The 17990-nt window shown below is 61.0% G+C and carries 18 protein-coding genes; 17 read left to right on the forward strand and 1 reads right to left on the reverse strand.

Going from position 1 to position 17990, the window contains the following annotated elements:
* The first annotated feature begins 24 nt into the window (after nt 1–24).
* Nucleotides 25–438 carry a hypothetical protein gene (locus VFB05_RS24360; protein ID WP_325017073.1) on the forward strand — a complete coding sequence of 138 codons (414 nt, stop codon included), beginning with the start codon at nt 25–27 and terminating at the stop codon, nt 436–438.
* Complete coding sequence (locus VFB05_RS24365) at nt 435–1553, forward strand: DegT/DnrJ/EryC1/StrS family aminotransferase (RefSeq protein WP_325017075.1); 1119 nt, start codon at nt 435–437, stop codon at nt 1551–1553. The genes VFB05_RS24360 and VFB05_RS24365 overlap by 4 nt, the downstream gene beginning before the upstream one ends.
* On the opposite strand, the gene VFB05_RS24370 is transcribed toward VFB05_RS24365, so the two are convergent.
* Nucleotides 1550–2179, reverse strand: coding sequence for a hypothetical protein (locus VFB05_RS24370; protein ID WP_325017077.1), 630 nt, complete (start codon nt 2177–2179; stop codon nt 1550–1552). The genes VFB05_RS24365 and VFB05_RS24370 overlap by 4 nt on opposite strands.
* On the opposite strand from VFB05_RS24370, the gene VFB05_RS24375 reads away from it, so the two are divergent.
* The 15 genes from VFB05_RS24375 (at nt 2171) to VFB05_RS24445 (ending at nt 17986) form a co-directional block, all read left to right on the forward strand.
* The gene (locus tag VFB05_RS24375) at nt 2171–2803 is read left to right on the forward strand and encodes a glycosyltransferase (protein WP_325017079.1); all 633 of its coding nucleotides are present in this window, start codon (nt 2171–2173) and stop codon (nt 2801–2803) included. The two genes, VFB05_RS24370 and VFB05_RS24375, sit on opposite strands and share 9 nt — an antisense overlap.
* Nucleotides 2803–3738, forward strand: coding sequence for a glycosyltransferase family 2 protein (locus VFB05_RS24380; RefSeq protein WP_325017082.1), 936 nt, complete (start codon nt 2803–2805; stop codon nt 3736–3738). The genes VFB05_RS24375 and VFB05_RS24380 overlap by 1 nt, the downstream gene beginning before the upstream one ends.
* A gap of 28 nt (nt 3739–3766) precedes the next feature.
* Nucleotides 3767–4825, forward strand: a complete 1059-nt coding sequence (locus tag VFB05_RS24385) for a radical SAM protein (RefSeq protein WP_325017084.1) — start codon at nt 3767–3769, stop codon at nt 4823–4825.
* A 42-nt stretch (nt 4826–4867) separates the two neighbouring features.
* Nucleotides 4868–5740: a class I SAM-dependent methyltransferase gene (locus tag VFB05_RS24390; RefSeq protein WP_325017086.1), complete on the forward strand. Its 873-nt coding sequence runs from the start codon at nt 4868–4870 to the stop codon at nt 5738–5740.
* 26 nt (nt 5741–5766) lie between these two features.
* Nucleotides 5767–6669: a DUF268 domain-containing protein gene (locus VFB05_RS24395; protein WP_325017088.1), complete on the forward strand. Its 903-nt coding sequence runs from the start codon at nt 5767–5769 to the stop codon at nt 6667–6669.
* 26 nt (nt 6670–6695) lie between these two features.
* A complete protein-coding gene (rfbF, locus tag VFB05_RS24400; RefSeq protein WP_325017090.1) occupies nt 6696–7469 on the forward strand; it encodes a glucose-1-phosphate cytidylyltransferase in 774 nt (257 codons plus the stop codon).
* A 45-nt stretch (nt 7470–7514) separates the two neighbouring features.
* Nucleotides 7515–8510: a glycosyltransferase family 2 protein gene (locus tag VFB05_RS24405; RefSeq protein ID WP_325017092.1), complete on the forward strand. Its 996-nt coding sequence runs from the start codon at nt 7515–7517 to the stop codon at nt 8508–8510.
* Complete coding sequence (locus VFB05_RS24410; RefSeq protein ID WP_325017094.1) at nt 8507–9904, forward strand: glycosyltransferase family 4 protein; 1398 nt, start codon at nt 8507–8509, stop codon at nt 9902–9904. The genes VFB05_RS24405 and VFB05_RS24410 overlap by 4 nt, the downstream gene beginning before the upstream one ends.
* Nucleotides 9905–9971: 67 nt before the next feature.
* The gene (gene rfbG / locus VFB05_RS24415) at nt 9972–11069 is read left to right on the forward strand and encodes a CDP-glucose 4,6-dehydratase (protein WP_325017096.1); all 1098 of its coding nucleotides are present in this window, start codon (nt 9972–9974) and stop codon (nt 11067–11069) included.
* Nucleotides 11056–11985, forward strand: a complete 930-nt coding sequence (locus VFB05_RS24420; protein ID WP_325017098.1) for an NAD(P)-dependent oxidoreductase — start codon at nt 11056–11058, stop codon at nt 11983–11985. The genes rfbG and VFB05_RS24420 overlap by 14 nt, the downstream gene beginning before the upstream one ends.
* A 19-nt stretch (nt 11986–12004) precedes the next feature.
* Nucleotides 12005–12928 carry an alpha-1,2-fucosyltransferase gene (locus tag VFB05_RS24425; protein ID WP_325017100.1) on the forward strand — a complete coding sequence of 308 codons (924 nt, stop codon included), beginning with the start codon at nt 12005–12007 and terminating at the stop codon, nt 12926–12928.
* A 187-nt stretch (nt 12929–13115) separates the two neighbouring features.
* Nucleotides 13116–13697, forward strand: a complete 582-nt coding sequence (locus VFB05_RS24430) for a class I SAM-dependent methyltransferase (RefSeq protein WP_325017102.1) — start codon at nt 13116–13118, stop codon at nt 13695–13697.
* Nucleotides 13698–13730: 33 nt separating this feature from the next.
* On the forward strand, nt 13731–14621 hold the full coding sequence (locus VFB05_RS24435; protein WP_325017104.1) for a glycosyltransferase family A protein: 891 nt from the start codon (nt 13731–13733) through the stop codon (nt 14619–14621).
* Nucleotides 14621–16588 (forward strand): asparagine synthase (glutamine-hydrolyzing), encoded by a 1968-nt coding sequence (gene asnB, locus VFB05_RS24440; protein WP_325017106.1) that lies wholly within the window; start codon nt 14621–14623, stop codon nt 16586–16588. Before VFB05_RS24435 ends, asnB begins: the two co-directional genes overlap by 1 nt.
* Before the next feature lie 111 nt (nt 16589–16699).
* Nucleotides 16700–17986, forward strand: coding sequence for a nucleotide sugar dehydrogenase (locus VFB05_RS24445; RefSeq protein WP_325017108.1), 1287 nt, complete (start codon nt 16700–16702; stop codon nt 17984–17986).
* Nucleotides 17987–17990 lie beyond the last annotated feature (4 nt).

The following is a 17990-nucleotide window of genomic DNA, read 5'->3' on the forward strand; positions in this document are numbered from 1 at the left end:
CGTAGGGCCGCAGCAGGAGGATCAATGGGACCGGAAGTAATAACGCACGGCGGGATCCGTTATGCGGAAATCATCCGCGCCGACGTCAAGGTCGAGAAGACGACCTTCTTCTCGCCTGCCGAATCGTCCTTTCAATTCGGGCTGTTGGCGCATGAAGCGGGATTCGTCGAGCCGCCGCATTACCACCGCGAGTTCGAACGCTCGATCAAGGACCTTCAGCAGATGTTCGTCGTGCAGCGCGGTATCGTCGGTGTGCAGCTTTTCAGCGACGACGGCGAGCTGTTGCGCGAAGTCGAGTTGAAGGCGGGAGACGCGATTGTTCTCATCCATGGCGTGCACGCCATTCGCGTCATCGAGGACATGCAGTGCATCAGCGTGAAACAGGGGCCGTTCCTCGGCGATCAGTACGACAAGGTATTCGTGAGTGCGAAGTCATGATCCCGGTTTTCGAGCCTGATTTCGGCGAGGAAGAGATCGCAGCCGTGGTTGCGGCGCTGCGCCGGGGGGAGATTTCGGGGTCCTTCGGCACCGCGATTACCGATTTCGAGGAGGGCTTTGCCGCCTTCGCCGACTGCAAGTACGGCGTCGCCGTAACCAGCGGCACGACCGCGCTGCATCTCGCCGTCGCGGCGCTCGACCTGAAGCCGGGAGACGAGGTGCTGCTCTCATCGAGCACCAATATCGCCACCGCGCTCGCGATCATCTACGCCAACGCCGTGCCGGTGCCGGTCGATTCCGAGCGCGAGACCTGGAATCTCGATCTCGACCTGATCGAAGGTCTGATCACGCCGCGCACGCGCGCTATCATTCCGGTGCACTTGTTCGGGCATCCCGTCGACATGGACCGGCTGAACCAGATTGCGAAGAAGCACAACCTCGTCGTCATCGAGGATTGCGCCGAAGCGCATGGCGCGAAGTGCCGCGGCCGAGTCGTGGGAAGTTTCGGCGACATGAACTGCTTCAGCTTCTACGCCAACAAGGTCATTACGACCGGCGAGGGCGGCATGGTCACCACCAACGATGCGGCGCTGGCGGAGCGCTTGCGGCTATTGCGCAACCTTGCCTTCACCCAACCGCGTTATTGGCACGAACGCGCGGGCTTCAATTTCCGCATGACCGGTTTTCAGGCCGCTTTCGGCGTCGCCCAGCTCAAGAAGATCGACACGATCATCGAGAAAAAGCGGAGCGTCGCGCGCAAGTACTCGCGGGCGCTCGCCGGAGTGCTGGGGCTGCAGTTGCCGGCCGAGAAGGACTGGGCGTTCAACGTCTACTGGATGTACGCACTCATCGTCGGCCGCGATTATCCGCTATCGCGCAATCAGCTTGCCGCCCACCTGAAGGCGCGCGGCGTCGATACGCGCACGTTCTTCTGCCCGATGAATCAGCAACCGTGTCTCAAGGAACGGCCGGGATACCGCGCGGTAGCGTGCCCTGTCGCCGACGAGATCTGGGAAACAGGCCTCTATCTTCCTTCAAGCACGACGCTGACGGACGATCAGATTTCGACCGTGTGCGACGAGATTGCGCGTGCGGCGTCGGTGGCGAAGGTCTAGCTGGAAACGTCCCGGGACGTAGCGAAGAACGACGCTGACATGGATATGCCGCGTTTGGCGTTGATTGATTGCCGGGAAGGATAAGGTTGCGCGTCGGTATATTGCTGGCGGATTTCGACCCCGAGGCGGGGGGCGGCTTCACGTTTCAGAAAGAGGTTTTCGAGGCGTTGCTGACGGTCGGCGCGCAGTCGCTGCATACGTTCGTTTTTCTGTGTCCGCCTGGCACGGCGAAGAAGCTTCCGCGACAACCGCTGCCGAACGCCGAGGTTATTGCGCTCGACTTGGATTCGCCCGCGCCGCGCCGAGCCCTGTTTCGCAGAAGCAGACCGAGGGGGCGATCTCTGGATGATCAGCTTCACGCGGCTGGCATCGAATTCGTTTGGCAGCTCAGTGCTCCCGGCCAGGTCTTGGAAGTGCCCTACATGGTCGTGGTCTGGGACCTCCAGCATCGCCTGCAGCCCTGGTTTCCTGAAATGTCCGGGAATGGCAACTGGCAGCACCGCGACACGCTTTATTCCGCGGTCCTGGGTCGGGCTTCCGCGGTCATTGTCGGAACCGAAGCGGGTAAACAGGAAGTCGAGCGTTTCTTCCGGGTTGACCCGTCGCGGATCCTGATCATGCCGCATCCGACGCCGCGGTTTGGCGATGCAGCTGAAGCCGCCCGCCCGGTCCAAGAGAGGTACGGAATTGCGGGGGAATACCTGTTCTATCCCGCGCAGTTCTGGGCGCACAAGAATCACGTCAATCTTCTGCTGGCGCTCAAATTACTTCGGACCCGGTTTGAAAAGCCGCTGAGCGTCGTCCTTGTCGGCGCCGATCACGGTAACCTCGCGCACGTGAAGGCAACTACCGAGCGGCTCGGTCTTGTTGACCGCGTTCACTTTCTCGGCTTCATCCCGCGAGAAGATCTGGTCGATCTTTATCGAGAGGCTTTCGCGCTGTCCTATATCACCTTGTGTGGGCCTGAGAATTTGCCGCCCTTGGAGGCGTTCGCGCTGGGCTGCCCGGTCATTGCGTCCGAGGTGTCCGGAGCCCGCGAGCAGCTCGGCGATGCCGTGCTGTTCGCCGATCCAACCTCGCCTGAACAGATCGCTGACGCCGTGATGCGCCTCGCAAGTGAAAATGGTCTTCGCGGAAAACTGATCGATGCCGGCAAAAGGATCGCACGAGAGCGAACGCCGCAAGGTTTTGTCGCAAGCGCGCTGGTGTTCCTTGATCGATTTGAAGCGGTTCGCCGCTGCTGGGCTTGATGATGAAGACCATCTCCGCGCAGGTTTCAATCGTATTGGGCACCTACAACCGCCTGTCGTTTCTGAAAGCGACCATTGCCAGCGTGCGCGCCAGCCGGATCGACGTTCCTTACGAGATCATCGTCGTCGACGGTGGCTCGACCGATGGCACGATAGATTGGCTCACAGAGCAGCGTGATATCATCGCAATCGTCCAGCATAATCGAGAGGTTTCAGAAGGGAAGGCCCGGCGCAAGCGCAGTTGGGGCTACTTCATGAATCTTGCCTTCAAGTGCGCCGAGGGGCGTTACGTCTGCCTCATTAGCGACGATTCCGTCGTTCATCCCGACACGATTGCCAACGGTGTGCGCCATTTCGATCGCGGGATCGCCGACGGCCATCGTCTCGGGGCTGTGGCTTTCTATTGGCGCTCTTGGCCGGAAGAGAAGCAGTATCGAGTCGGCTTCACGCTGGGAGGCAAGATCTTTGTCAATCATGGACTGTTTCTACGCGAAGCGCTCGAACGGGTTGGCTGGATCGACGACAAGAACTACGACTTCTACTGCGCCGATGGCGATCTCGCGCTCAGGATCTGGCATGCTGGTTATGAGATCGATGCATGCGAGAGCGCGCTGCTGGAGCACTTTGAGCGCGCCGATCCGAGTGTCCGCCAACAGAATCTGGCTGGACTCGGGGGTGATTGGGACGCATATGTCAGCCGCTGGACAGGGATCTATTACGATCCGGCGCAACCGATTGCCGGCGGCTGGACCTATCTTGAAGGCGTTTCGGTGCGGGACGCTGGTCATTTGTTTCCGCGGGAAGTCAATGTCCAGCCTCCGGAGCCAAGGCCTTCGCTGGCTTCCACAGTGAAGCGCATCGGTAAGCGATCCGCGCGATTGCTCATCGGTACGATCCGTAGCAGAAACCAGTCTACCCCTTCGTCGCAGGCTTGAGGCTGGGCGAGTTGACAAAGAGGCCCTGATGTCCCCCGCAACTGACCTGTTCACAATTCCGGGGCGCGCTGTCCGAAAGGCGGTGCGGCTCGCAAAGAAGGCCGTGGGTATCCAGTCCACGGCTGCGCCCCAGCCGCCGGTTATTCTCGCGCCGTCGATGAGGGCCTTCCGACGCGGATCGCCTGCAGTCGAATCCCTGCCGGACTTGATTTATGTCGAGATGGCAATGGCCTGCAATTTCGGCTGCAAGATGTGTCCGGTTCCGGAAAGCCGGAAGCTGATGGACGGGCGCGTTCCATCGATCATGAAGCCGGACACTTTCTCGCTGGTTTTGCAATCCATCCGCGACCGGCCGCGTCATCTCTGGCTGACGCAATTGGGCGAGCCGATGCTCAACAAGCATCTGACCGATTATGTGAAGGCAGCGAAATCGAGCGGACATCACGTCGGCTTCACGACCAACGGCAGTATGATGACGGAAACGAAGGCGCGCGATCTGCTCTTGGCCGGCGTCGATCACGTCGTGTTCTCCTTTGATGGTGCGACCAAGAAAACTTTCGAGAAGATCAGGATCGGTGGCAATTTCGATGAGGTCGTCGCCAATATCAAAGGATTTGCCGCGATAAACCAGCGGCTTCGGCCGCCGGAAAACAGGTGCATGGTTCAGGTTGACATGATCGTTTCCGATATCACGGAGCCCGAGGTCGATGATTTTCACGCGATGTGGAAGGGCATCGCGGGGCTCACCCAGGCAATACCGATCGACGATTGGGCCGGACAGCTCGATCTTCCCAGCGATTTTGGCAAGCCGCGTACTTCACGCGACGAGATCAAGCGCTATGCCTGCGATCTGTTGTGGAACACCGCTTACGTGTCCGCCGAAGGCAACGCCATGATGTGCTGCCACGATTACAAGCAGCGATCGAAGTTGCCAAACGTGCATGACAAGCTGTTGGAACAGATCTGGCGGAGCGACATCGAATTCGAAAGAGCCAAACAGGTTGCTGGCGATTTTTCTTCCGTGTCGTGCACCGCATGCACGGCCTGGAAAACGAGGCCCAGCCCCAACACAGTTGTCAGCGTGTGAGCAGCGGGCAAGCATCGGCGAAAAGGCGGCTCGATCAGCGCTATGTATCAGGTCATCAAGGGGGCGGCGCGCGCATCGGCCAGGACGCGCGCGGGAGCCATGGTCGTGCAGCGATTGCGGGACTGGCTCCGTACTAGGCGGTTGGTTACCAATTATCTGGCTCTGCCAAGGTCCGAACGCACCAGGATTTTGTCCGCTGACCAGGGGCAATATGTCGTCGGCACCAGAAACGCTGCGACGCGCGACGCGTGGGTGGCCAGCGCACTGGCCGCGCTGCCGGCGGGCGCGCGCCTGCTCGATGCCGGTGCCGGCGAATGTCAGTACAAGAAACACTGCGGGCATTTGAAATACGTCGCGCAGGACAATGCCGTCTATGACGGCAAGGGCGACTCAGGCTTGCAGACGGGCAGTTGGGACTTCTCCCAGATCGATATAGTCTCGGATATTCTTGATATCCCAGAACCGGACGCCTCATTCGACGCGGTGCTCTGCACGGAAGTGCTGGAGCATCTGCCCGACCCCGTGCGGGCGCTCGACGAAATGGCACGCCTGCTGCGGCCGGGCGGCATGTTCATTATTACAGCACCGTTCTGGAGTCTTACGCATTTCGCGCCATACCACTACGCCACTGGATTCAACCGCTATTTCTACGAATTTCACCTCGATCGGCTCGGCTTCGACATTGTCGAGATGACGCCGAACGGCAATTTCTTCGAATGCGTAGGGCAGGAACTGCGTCGCGTTTCCGATATGGCACAACGCTTTGCCGGAGGCGAGAAGCCGACGCCGCTTGAGTTCAATGCCATGCAGGTCGTGCTTGCAATGGTTGAGCGCATGTCGGCGAGCGATACAGGTAGCCCGGACATGCTGCACTTCGACTGCCAGGTGCGCGCCGTGAAACGCGCCGGGGCGTGATCGCCGGGTGCGGATGTAAAGCTGTGATGGATCTGCCCGCTCAGTCCAACGACGCTTCCCTCGGCAAGGGGCCGAGCGACCTTCGTCTGCTGGTGGATGTGTTCCGCCGCAGGCGATACCTGAGGCGTGTGCTCGCCGACCGCCATTGGCTCGAATGGGCTCTGGAGCACAAGGACGAGGTCGTGTCCTTCCTGACGAGCCAGCAACGCAAGGATGCGCTTCGCGTCTTTCACCATGAGTTCGAGCAGTTTGCCGCAATGGCCGGCAGCGCGCCGCGGCTCTCCGTGAATTCAGCCGATATCAACCCTCAGCTGTCCGACCGCGCCACCGTCACCCCGATCGACCGGCATTATACCTATCATCCGGCCTGGGCGGCCCGAGTGCTCGCGAAAACGCGGCCGGTCAAGCATGTCGACATTTCTTCCATCGTCAATTTCTGCGCCGTCGTTTCCGCATTCATACCGGTCGAGTTCTATGATTTTCGTCCCGCCCCGCTCGTTCTGAACGGGCTTTACACCGGCGCTGCAGACCTGACGCAATTGCCGTTCGCAGACGGCGGCATCGTGTCGTTGTCGTGCATGCATGTGATCGAACATATCGGTCTTGGCCGTTACGGTGATCCGCTCGACCCTGACGGCGACCTGAAAGCAATCAAGGAACTCGTCCGCGTTCTCGCGCCCGGAGGAAATCTTCTGGTGGCGACGCCGGTCGGACGGCCGCGGGTAGCGTTCAACGCCCACCGAATTTACGATCACGAGGCGTTCGCAAGCTACTTCGGGCCGCTCGAGCTCGTGGAGTTCGCACTTATCGAGGAACGCGGAGAGAGTGGGCTGATCGTGGCGCCGCCACCCGCGCGCGTTCAGGCGGAATCCTATGGTTGCGGCTGCTTCTGGTTTCGCAAGAGGCCAGCGGAGCAGGCGAATGCTTAACCCCTTGAACAAGTGCAGGTGAGGTCGTGAAGGTCGTTATTCTTGCCGGAGGCATGGGTACTCGCATCTCTGAGGAGAGTGTCGTGCGACCGAAGCCGATGATCGAAATCGGAGGGCGCCCGATTCTCTGGCACATCATGAAGATCTACGCGCATCACGGTTTGAAGGATTTCGTGATCTGCCTTGGCTACAAGGGCTACATGATCAAAGAATACTTCATGAATTTCGTGCTGCACCATTCCGACGTCACGATCGATGCCGCCAAGAACAGCATCACCTATCACCAAAGTTATGCCGAGCCGTGGACCATTACATTGGTCGATACCGGCGAAGCGACGCTGACCGGCGGCCGGCTCAAACGCGTGCGCAACTATCTCGATCCTAGCGAACCATTTTGCTTTACCTATGGCGACGGACTATCGGACATCGACATCACGGCCTCAATCGCGTTTCATCGCAGCCACGGCAAGCTCGCCACGGTCGCGGCGGTCCGCCCGCCCGGACGCTACGGTGCCCTGGAGCTCGATGGCGCCATCGTGCGGTCGTTTGTCGAAAAGCCGCCCGGCGACAATGCGCTTATCAACGGCGGATTTTTTGTGCTCAATCCACCGGCCATTGATCACATCGAAGGCGACCAGACTTCCTGGGAAGCTGCACCGCTCGAAGCGCTGGCGCATGAGTCCGAGCTCGCCGCCTATCGCCATTCCGGTTTCTGGCAGCCGATGGATACACTGCGCGACAAGATGCATCTTGAGAATCTCTGGCAGTCGGGCCGGGCGCCATGGCGCGTCTGGGCGTGAGCCGTCATTGACCAGTTGCCGTCAGCGTAGAGGCTGGGCTTCGCGATGAGTTCGAGTCCAACCGTCAGCGTCGTGCTCTCCGTGCGCAACGGTGGCTCAGACCTGCCCGTGGCGCTTGACACGATCCTGAAGCAGTCGTTTGCCGATTTCGAACTAATAGCCATCAATAACGGCTCGACGGATGGTACGCGCGCGTTTCTCGACGGGATCGCGGACCCGCGGGTCCGCGTCTTTCACCAGGAGGACAAAGGTCTGGCGGCGGCGCTCAACCGCGGCATTTCGCTGGCACGAGGGCGCTATGTCGCAAGGCAGGATCATGATGATCTCGCCGATCTGACCCGCATCGCAAAGCAGGTTGAATTTCTCGACGCCAACCCCGAACACGGTCTGGTCGGCACGCGCGCCGAGATATGGATCGGCGATACGCCGAGCGGCCGGTTTCACGACCATCCGACCGAAAATGAAATCCTGCAGTTCGACCTTCTCTTCAACAATCCGTTCGTGCATTCATCGGTGATGATCAGAAAGTCCGCGCTCGACCGCGTCGGAGGCTATGCCACCGATCCGGCGCGACATCCGCCCGAAGATTATGAACTGTGGTCGCGCATTTCCCGGCACCATCGGGTGGCCAATCTTCCAGAGCGATTGACGGTCTACCGGGAGGTTCCCTCCAGCATGTCGCGTGAGGGTCTTCAGCCATTTCTGGAAAAGCTCGTCACCATCTCATCCGAAAACCTCGCCTATCAGGCCGGAGCGCCGGCGCCGCAGCAGGTCCACATGGACATTGCCGCGCTCATTCATGGTGCGAAGACGCGCGTTTCGCAACGGCCGGATCGCGAAGCCATGCTGGCCGTGATCGCCGAGGCGGGGCGCAGAATCGGCGGCGGCAGGCCCGGTCCCGAACTGGAGCAAAGGATCGTGCAGGCGCAGCGCCGCTTGATGCTTCGTCAACCCGCTTACGAGTGGGTGTGGCGCACGGCGCGGGCCATTCGCGGACGTATGCATCGCCTGAAGCCGGCCGCGTCAAGGGACCATCGATGAAGCTTCTCTTCTGTTGCGAGAGCTATTGGCCGCATAGGGGAGGCGTGCAGGAAGTCGTGCGCCAGATCGCCGAACGGATGGCGGCCGCCGGTCATGATGTCAGTGTGGCGGCGCGTAGTCACCCCGATCGCAGGACCGACGTTCACAACGGCGTCCGTATTCACTCATTCGACATCAGCGGAAATCTGGTGACGGGCATTCGCGGCGAGGTTGATCGCTACCGCAAGTTCATCACCGAATTTGACGGCGATGCGATCCTGATCAAGGCTGCGCAGCAATGGAGCTTCGATGCGGTCTGGCCGGTGCTCGATCAGATCAAGGCGCGGAAGGTTTTCGTGCCGTGCGGCTTTTCAAGCTTTTACGAACCTTCGTTCAAGGACTATTTCCGTCAGCTGCCGAATATCTTGCGCAAGTTCGATCATCTCATCTTTTACGCCGAGAATTACCGCGACATCGATTTTGCAAAGGCCAACGGCATCACTGCGTTCTCGATCGTCCCCAATGGCGCCAGCGAGGTCGAGTTTGGACGCAACAGACAGAGGGAAGGGCGCCTTCGAAACGAATTCGGCATTCCCGTGGACGATCTGATCTTCCTGACTGTGGGTTCGCCGATCAACGCCAAGGGTCACGAAACTGTTGAGCAGGCTTTTAGGCAGGTTGATTTTGGAGCCCAAGGCGCGACGCTGATCCTCAACGGCAACTGGCCGCCGAAAAGGCTCTCGGTCGCATATTTCCACCACATCTTGCAGCGGCTTGCGAACTTGAATTCCCGGCGGGCCATTGAGTTATTCCGTGAGCTTGGCGTCAGAGGAATCATAAGCCGCCTATTTCCGAAGCCGCCGGACGAACGGACCCGATTGGCAAAGCCTTCGAGCGTCGCCACCGCTGCCACGCAAGGTGCCGCCGTCGTGGCTTCCGCTTCGAGAGTCTCAGTTCCGGCTCCGTCGGCTCCAAAGACCGTGCTTCGTCTTGATCTGCCGCGCGAGAAGGTCGTGGACGCCTTCTTCGAGGCGGATTTGTTTGTCTTCGCCTCCAAGGTCGAATACTCGCCGCTCGTGTTGTTTGAGGCGGCGGCTGCCGGAACCCCGTTTCTCACGGTACCCGTCGGCAACTCTCGGGAGATCGTGCGCTGGACCGGCGGCGGCTGGATATGTCCTGCAGAGGTTGACGAACGCGGCTACACAAAGGTAGCGCCGGCGGTGCTCGCGCGGGAGATGGAGAAGGCCGTTCACTCTAAGGACTATTTGCACAAGCTTGGCGAGGCAGGCCGCCGCGCCTGGCAAGAACGTTTCACCTGGGCCGAGATCGCCCGGTCCTATGAACGCGTTCTGCGGGGAGAAACGGTGATGTCGCCCATGATTTCAGAACCGGCAGAAGTCACGGCCGGAGGATGACAATGTTCGTCCATGGATCGATAAAGGCTGCGAGTCTTCCCGATTGTATGATGAGGCTTTACGCCTGATGACGACAGATTCTCACCTGCTCGACTTCGAGGCGCCGCTGAAAAGCGAGCGCATCTTCGTGACCGGACATACGGGTTTCACCGGCGGCTGGCTCGTCAGCTGGCTCAAGCGAATCGGTTGCGACGTTGCGGGCCTTGCGCTGGCGCCTGGCACCGAGCCCAGCCTGTTCGCCGCCGCCGATATTGCCGACGGCATTGCATCCACCATTGGAGATATCAGGGATTTTACGACCGTCCGCCGTGCGATCGAGCGGCATCGTCCGTCCGTCATCATTCACCTTGCCGCGCAGCCGCTGGTCTCGAAATCCTTTGACGATCCGCTTCAAACCTTCGCCACCAATGCGCTCGGCACCGCTCACGTGCTCGAGGCGGCGCGGCTCACGCCCGGCGTGAAGGCGGTCGTCTGTATCACTACCGACAAGGTGTATCGCGATCAGGATTGGGTGTGGGGCTATCGCGAGCAGGATCCGCTCGGTGGCAAGGATCCCTACAGCGCCTCCAAAGCCTGCGCCGAAATGGTCGCAGCCTCCTATCGCGCGACGCTGGCCGAGCGCGGCAACGGCGTGCTGATTGCGAATGCGCGCGGCGGCAACATCATCGGCGGCGGCGACTGGTCCGCCGACCGGATCGTGCCGGATTTCGTTCGTGCGGTGACGGCCGGCCTGCCGCTCAACTTGCGCAATCCAGCCGCCGTCCGCCCCTGGCAGCATGTGATGGCGCTTGTCCATGGTTATCTGGTGCTGGCGGCGCGCCTGCTCGGTGGAGATCGCGCTGCGGCCGACAACTGGAATTTCGGTCCCGGCGACGAGGCTGCCCGCACCGTCGGCGATCTGGTCGAGCGGCTTTCCGCGGTCTGGACCAGGCCGGACATTACCTACGCCGCAGGAAGTTTCCCCGAGACGCGCTTTCTGCATCTCGATAGTACAAAGGCCAGAACACTGCTCGGCTGGGCGCCGCCATTGTCATTTGCGGGCACCGTCGAACTGACGGCAAACTGGTATCGGGAATTTGCCGCAAGTCCTGAGGCGGCGGCGCAGATCACCGCCGAGCAAATCGAGCAATACCGGCAAGCCATCCGCAATCATGTCGCCCGCTAACGCGCTGGTCACCGGTGCCTCCGGATTCATCGGTACCCGTCTCGTCGCCCGTCTGCTGTCCGAGGGCAGGCGTGTATCCGCGCTGGTGCGACCCTCAAGTGTGCTTCCGGCGGAGTGGGGCCCTCGCGTTCGCGTTATCGCATGCGATGATTTCAGCGACGGCAATTTGCGGCGGCTCGTGGATACGCCGTTCGATGCCGTCTTTCATCTGGCGGCCTATGGCGTGAAACCCGATCACCGTGACGTCGGCGCGACGCTGCGGATCAATGTCGAACTGCCGGCGGTCCTCGCGCAGCTCTGCAGCGAATGGCGCGCGCGCATGGTGATGGCGGGTACCTTCTCGGAATATCGAAGCCCAACGTCGCAAAACCTGGTCACGGAAGAGTCTGCGCTGGAGATGCGCAAGCTCTACGGTTCGTCCAAGGCGGCCGGCGGCTTGATGGCGAGCGCTACTGCCCACAACAGCGGCGCCAGCTTTCGCCTGCTGCGCCTCTTCAAGGTCTATGGCGCCGGCGAGGCGCCGCACCGGCTTCTGCCGGCGCTGGTGACCGGCTTGAGCAAGCGCGAGCGTGTGGCGATCTCGTCAGGCACGCAGGTGCTCGACTTCGTCCATGTCGATGATGTGATCGAGGCGATGTTGCGTGCCGATGCGCACGCCCGCGAGAAGGGCGGGATCGCGACCTGGAACGTCGCCACGGGCGAGGGCCACTCGGTGCGCGAATTTGCAGAGGCTGTTGCACGAGCGATGGGTGCGGATGCCGCTCTGCTCGGTTTCGGCGCGCTCGGCATGCGCAAGGATGACGAGCCGTGGCTGGTCGGATCGCCCGATCTGCTTCGATCCGAGCTCGGTTGGCAGCCTTCGACTGGACTGGACGCCGGGGTCCGGGCCGCGGTCGCGGAGCTTCGACGGGCCTGATGTCCGGGCAGGTTCTGCAGTGATCACGGTATCGCTGATGGGCGGTCTGGGAAACCAGATGTTCCAGTATGCGGCCGGCAAAGCGCTGGCCGAGCGTCATGGCGTCCCCCTCGTGCTTGATCTCAGTGGTTTCAGAGCCAGTGATCCTCGAAATACGCCGCGGCCGTTCCTGCTCGATCGCTTAGCTGTCCCGGAAGCCGTCGCTTCGGCACAGTGCCACGGCGTCGAGAGGCCAAAAGAAAATTTTTCGCGCGCCAGATGGAAGACGCGGTTCGACCGGTTGCTTGGGAAAGCCGGTCTGCCGAAGCTTGCAACCTCACGAAGCGAATATCGAGAGCCGCATTTCCACTATGATCCGGCGTTCGAAGCGCTGGGATCGCAAATGGCATTGTTTGGCTATTTCCAGAGCGAGCGCTACTTCTCTTCGATCGCCGGACGTCTGCGCGACTGGCTTGCTGTTCGTGAGCCGTTGAGCGGCGCTGCCGCGGACATGCTCCGGCAGATCGAAGCGAGTCGCCTGCCGGTCTCGATCCACATCCGTCGTGGTGACTATCTCAAGTCAGGCACCCACGAAGTCCATGGAATTCTCGGTGAGCCGTATTATCGGCAGGGGCTCGAACGCCTCGAAAGCGTTACCGGCCGCGACGCCGAGCTGTTGATCTTTTCTGACGATGCCGAGGCCGCCGAGCAGGTGCTGAATTTCGTGCCGAAAGAGCGTCTCACCCATGTTCGCGGTGATCCGGAGCGGCCCTGGGAAGACATGGCGCTGATGACGCGATGCAAGCATCACGTCATTGCCAACAGTTCCTTCAGCTGGTGGGGGGCCTGGCTCAATTCGTCGTCTGAGAAGATTGTCATCGCGCCGCGAGCATGGTTCGCGCCGGTTGAATTGAAGAAGACCAACACGGCCGACCTTTATCCTCCCGGCTGGGTTTTGGTTTGATCGTCGCCCGCAACGCGGCGAAAGAAGTTTCAACAGGAGCAACACTGTGCCGCTAGCAACAGTTCGATCGATCGCTCGTAAAATCCGAGGCAGGACACAGCAGTTCGCGGGAGGGTGGCCCGATCCGGTTCGCAATCCCGCGGCGTCCGAGTTCGAGGTTGATCTTTGGATCCTTTCGCGCTTCTTGATGGAAAAGATCGTGCCCGTGGTGGGCACGCATCCCTATCCATTGAACGAGCTCTTGCTGATGACAGCCGCAGCGTGCCGGCTCAAGCCTTCGATAGTGTTCGACTGGGGCACGCATATCGGCGCATCTGCTCGGATCTTTTACGAATGCAGCAGGGCATTCAAGCTGGGTTACACCATTCATTCGGTTGACCTGCCGCCGGATGCCGATCATGTCGAGCACCCCGGCGAGGAGCATGGCCGGTTGGTGAAGGGGCTCACCGGGGTCCATCTACACCGCGGCAACGGTGTTGAGGTCGCGTTAGCGCAGTGGCAGAAGCTCGGGCGTCCCAAGCGGCCGCTGTTCTTTGTCGACGGCGACCACGCCTATGAATCGGTTCGTGATGAGCTCAGTCAGATCTTTTCGACGGTGCCGGATGCGAGCGCGCTGGCGCATGACACCTTCTTTCAGTCCGCGGAATCGAATTACAATGTCGGACCGTCACGGGCGATCGATGAAATCGTCGGGAAATTCCCGTCGCGCTTCCACCTCGTCAAGTCAGGGCTCGGGCTGCCGGGAATGACGTTGCTGGCGGCGAGGTAACTTGTCCCGGGTCAGGGCTTTCGCGTGATCTCCGTGGGCCAGCCGCTCGTGTCCGTCATCATGTCGATGCGCAACAGCGCCTCGACGGTCGGCGTCGCGGTGTGCTCGGTTCTACTGCAAAGCCTTCGCGATTGGGAAATGATCGTCATCGACGACGGCTCTTTCGATGATGGTGCCGCAATCGTTGAAGGATTTGGCGACCCGCGCATTCGTCTCGTCCGTGAATCCACCTCCGCCGGCCTTGCGGCGCGTCTCAATCAGGCGGTCGCGCTCGCGAGGGGCGAGTTCATCGCGCGGATGGATGCCGACGACATCTGCTTTCCGGAGCGGTTGGCACGGCAGGTCGATCGCTTGCGTGAGGATCGAAAGCTTGATCTTCTGGGCTGTGGCGCTGTGGTCTTCAGAAGTGGCGGCGAACTCGTGGGCGAGATGCCGGTCGGGCTCCATCATCAGGACATCGTGGCGCGGCCCTTTGTGGGTTTTTCGCTGCCGCATCCGAGCTGGTGCGGGCGCGCGGCCTGGTTCCGCAACAATCCCTACAATTCCAGGCTCCGCTATGCCGAAGATCAGGATCTGCTCTTGAAGAGCTTTCGTCACAGCAGGCTGGCAGGGTTGGATAGCGTTCTGTTGGGTTATCGGCAGGATCACCTGGCGCTCAAGAAACTTCTTCCGGGGCGGATGACGTTTGCAAGTTCGATCTGGCGCCATGGCATGGCGACGGGTGAGTTGATGCCGGCACTCGTCGGGGTCGCCATCCACGCGGCGAAAGGTGTCGCCGACGTCGCGACCCTCGGATTTGGGCTCAACCAGCACATGCAGTCGAAGCGCCTCAAGCCAGTGTCAGCGTCCATTGAGCTGCGGTGGCGGCAGCTAAGAGAAGAGCTCGCGTCACCTTCGCGCGGCCTGAAAAGGAGCGCCGGTTAGTGTGCGGCATCGCTGGTCTGTTGCGGCCGGGCGGGGGCGAGGAAGGCCGGCTTGTCGCCGTCGCCAGGTCCATGACGGACGCACTGGCCTATCGGGGTCCGGACGCTGACGGTTACTGGACCAACGCTCCCGCGGGCCTCGCATTCGGTCATCGCCGTCTGTCCGTGCTTGATCTGTCGCAAGCCGGTAGCCAGCCGATGCACAGCGATTGCGGCCGCTTCACGGTGACCTTCAACGGCGAAATCTACAATCATCTCGATATCAGGGACGAACTGGAAGCCGCCGGCGCCGCGCCGACCTGGCGCGGGCATTCCGATACCGAAACCTTGCTCTGCGCCATCAGACACTGGGGCGTGGAAGCGGCGCTGCAACGCCTTTCCGGGATGTTCGCGCTGGCGCTGTGGGACGAACGCGAAAGGACGCTGACGCTCGCCCGCGATCGCTTTGGCGAGAAGCCGCTGTTCTATGGCTGGAGCGGCGGAGATCTCGTCTTCGCATCCGAATTAAAGGCGCTGGCAAGGCACCCGGAGTGGTCGCCGTCGCTCGATCGCAACGCGCTGACGTCGTTCATGCGCTATTCTTATGTGCCCGCGCCGTCCAGCATCTGGAGCGGCATTCGAAAGCTTCCTCCCGCATCTTATGTCGACTTCCGCGCTGGCGTCGCCACAGGCCACATGCCGGCGCCAAAGCCCTACTGGTCACTGCGCGAGACGGTGGTTGCCGCGCAGGCCAGGCGCATCACGGACGAGGGGGAGGCGATCGCCGAATTGCAGCGGCTGCTGTCGATCGCGATCAAACGGCAATGCCTGTCCGATGTGCCGCTCGGAGCATTTCTGTCCGGCGGCATCGATTCTTCCACCATCGTCGCGCTGATGCAGGCCCAGGCCAGCCAGCCGGTTCGCACCTTCACCATCGGTTTCAACGAAGACGCCTTCGATGAGGCGACGGAGGCGCGAAAGGTTGCCGCGCATCTCGGCACCTTGCATACTGAACTCTACGTCGATCCGGAAACGGCGCGAAATGTCATTCCGAAGCTGCCGACGATGTATGACGAGCCGTTCGCCGACTCTTCGCAGATCCCGACCCATCTTGTATCGTCGCTCGCGCGGCAGCATGTCACGGTCGCGCTGTCGGGCGATGCGGGAGACGAGTTATTCGGTGGCTATAACCGCCACGTCTGGGCTGACGGCCTGAACAGACGATTTGGCGCAATGCCGATGATGTTGCGGCGGATGCTGGCGATGTTTCTGCGGTCGGTATCGCCGGAGTCCGCCGGCACGATCGCGCGGCTGGCGGAGCCGCTATTGCCGGCGCGATTCAGGGTACGGCGCGCGGGCGATCAGCTGGCGAAGATGGCGCGCATCGTCGGCTCGGCCTCGCTTGACGATATGTATCGCGAGCTTTGCTCGATCGATGACGATCCCGCGCAGACGATCGTGAACGGAGCAGAGAGCGGCAACTGGTCGGCCGGGGAAATGAATGGCGTGAAGATAGAACTTGATCCGCTCGATCGCATGACGCTAGCCGACGCCTTGAGCTATCTGACCGACGATATCCTGCAGAAGGTCGATCGGGCGGCAATGACGGTCGCGCTTGAAACCCGCGTGCCATTTCTTGACAAGGATGTGGTCGAATTCGCCGCCAGAATTCCGCCCGGCATGAAGGTCCGCGACGGCCGCGGCAAATGGCTGGTCAGGCAGGTGCTCGATCAGCATGTCCCTCAAGATCTCGTCGACCGCCCAAAGACCGGATTCGGCATTCCGATCGACGACTGGCTGCGGGGCCCGCTCAGGTCCTGGGCCGGCGATCTGTTGTCACCACCGAGGTTAAAGGCGCAGAATCTGTTCAATGCCGGCCGGCTGGCGAGCAGAATGGCCGAGCATATGAGTGGCCGGCGCAATCACGGCTCCTGGCTTTGGAATGTGCTGATGGCCCAGACCTGGCATGACGAATGGTGCGCGAAGTGACGCGTGTACAGGGCTGAATTGCGGCGGCTGACATCGGGTTAATGATGTCGGCCGTTCACCCTTGCGATCCGCCGAGCGTCCGCTAAACAAAGGCAAAGTCAGGAATTTCCATTGACAGCACCCCGACGAAAAATCGCAGTCATCGGACTAGGCTATGTCGGACTGCCCGTGGCCGTCGCTTTTGCGCGCGAAGGCTTTGCGGTCACCGGCTTCGATATCGACCCTTCGCGGGTCGGCGAGCTTGAGGGTGGCCACGATCGCACCCGCGAAGTGGAGGCGGCCGATCTTGCGTATCCCTCTCTAAAGTTCACTAGCGACGCGGCAAGTCTTCGTACTAGCGATTTCTTCATCGTTACGGTCCCGACTCCCATCGACGAGGCGCGGCGGCCTGATATGCACGCGATGTTCGAGGCATCCCGCCTGGCGGGCGCGTCGCTCAAGAAGGGCGATATCGTCGTCTATGAATCGACCGTCTATCCCGGCGCGGTCGAGGAGGAATGCGCGCCGATCCTGGAGCAGTGTTCAGGACTTAAAGCCGGCACCGACTTTCACGTCGGCTACTCGCCCGAGCGCATCAATCCCGGCGACAAGCTACATCGATTGGAGACGATTACGAAGGTGGTTTCGGCGCAGAACGCGGAAACGCTCGATATCGTCGCCGATACCTATGGCGCCGTCGTGAAGGCCGGCATCCATCGCGCGCCTTCGATCAGGGTCGCAGAAGCGGCCAAGGTGATCGAGAACACCCAGCGCGATCTCAACATCGCGTTCATGAACGAATTGTCGCTGATCTTCCAGGCGCTCGAGATTGACACAGGCGACGTGCTCGCCGCCGCGCGGACGAAATGGAATTTCCTGCCGTTTCAGCCCGGCCTCGTCGGAGGTCACTGCATCGGGGTCGATCCGTATTACCTCACCTTCCGCGCTGAGAAGGCCGGTTACCACCCTGAAGTGATCCTTGCCGGCCGCCGCATCAATGACGGCATGGGCCAGCGCGTGGCAAAGGAATGCATCCGCGGCCTGCTACGGAAAAAAGGGGCGGGAGGCATCGTCACCGTTCTCGGCCTCACCTTCAAGGAAGATGTTCCCGATACGCGAAACTCCCGCGTCGTCGATATCGTCCGCGAACTGGAATCCTTCAGCATCGAAGTGCAGGTGCACGACCCGCTGGCGAGCCCTGCCGATGCAAAGCACGAATACGGCCTGACCATCACCGAGTTCAATCAATTGCGGCCAGCGGACGCGGTCATTTTGGCGGTCGCGCACGGCAGCTATATCGAAGGTGGCTGGCCGCTGATCAAGCGGCTGTTGGCCGGCGGCTCCGGACTTGTTTTCGACGTGAAAATGAAGCTCGATCGAACTTCAAAGCCTGCCGGTATCGAGCTGTGGCGGCTATAGAGAA

It is taken from the genome of Bradyrhizobium sp. (assembly GCF_035652035.1).
Taxonomy (GTDB): Bacteria; Pseudomonadota; Alphaproteobacteria; order Rhizobiales; family Xanthobacteraceae; genus Bradyrhizobium.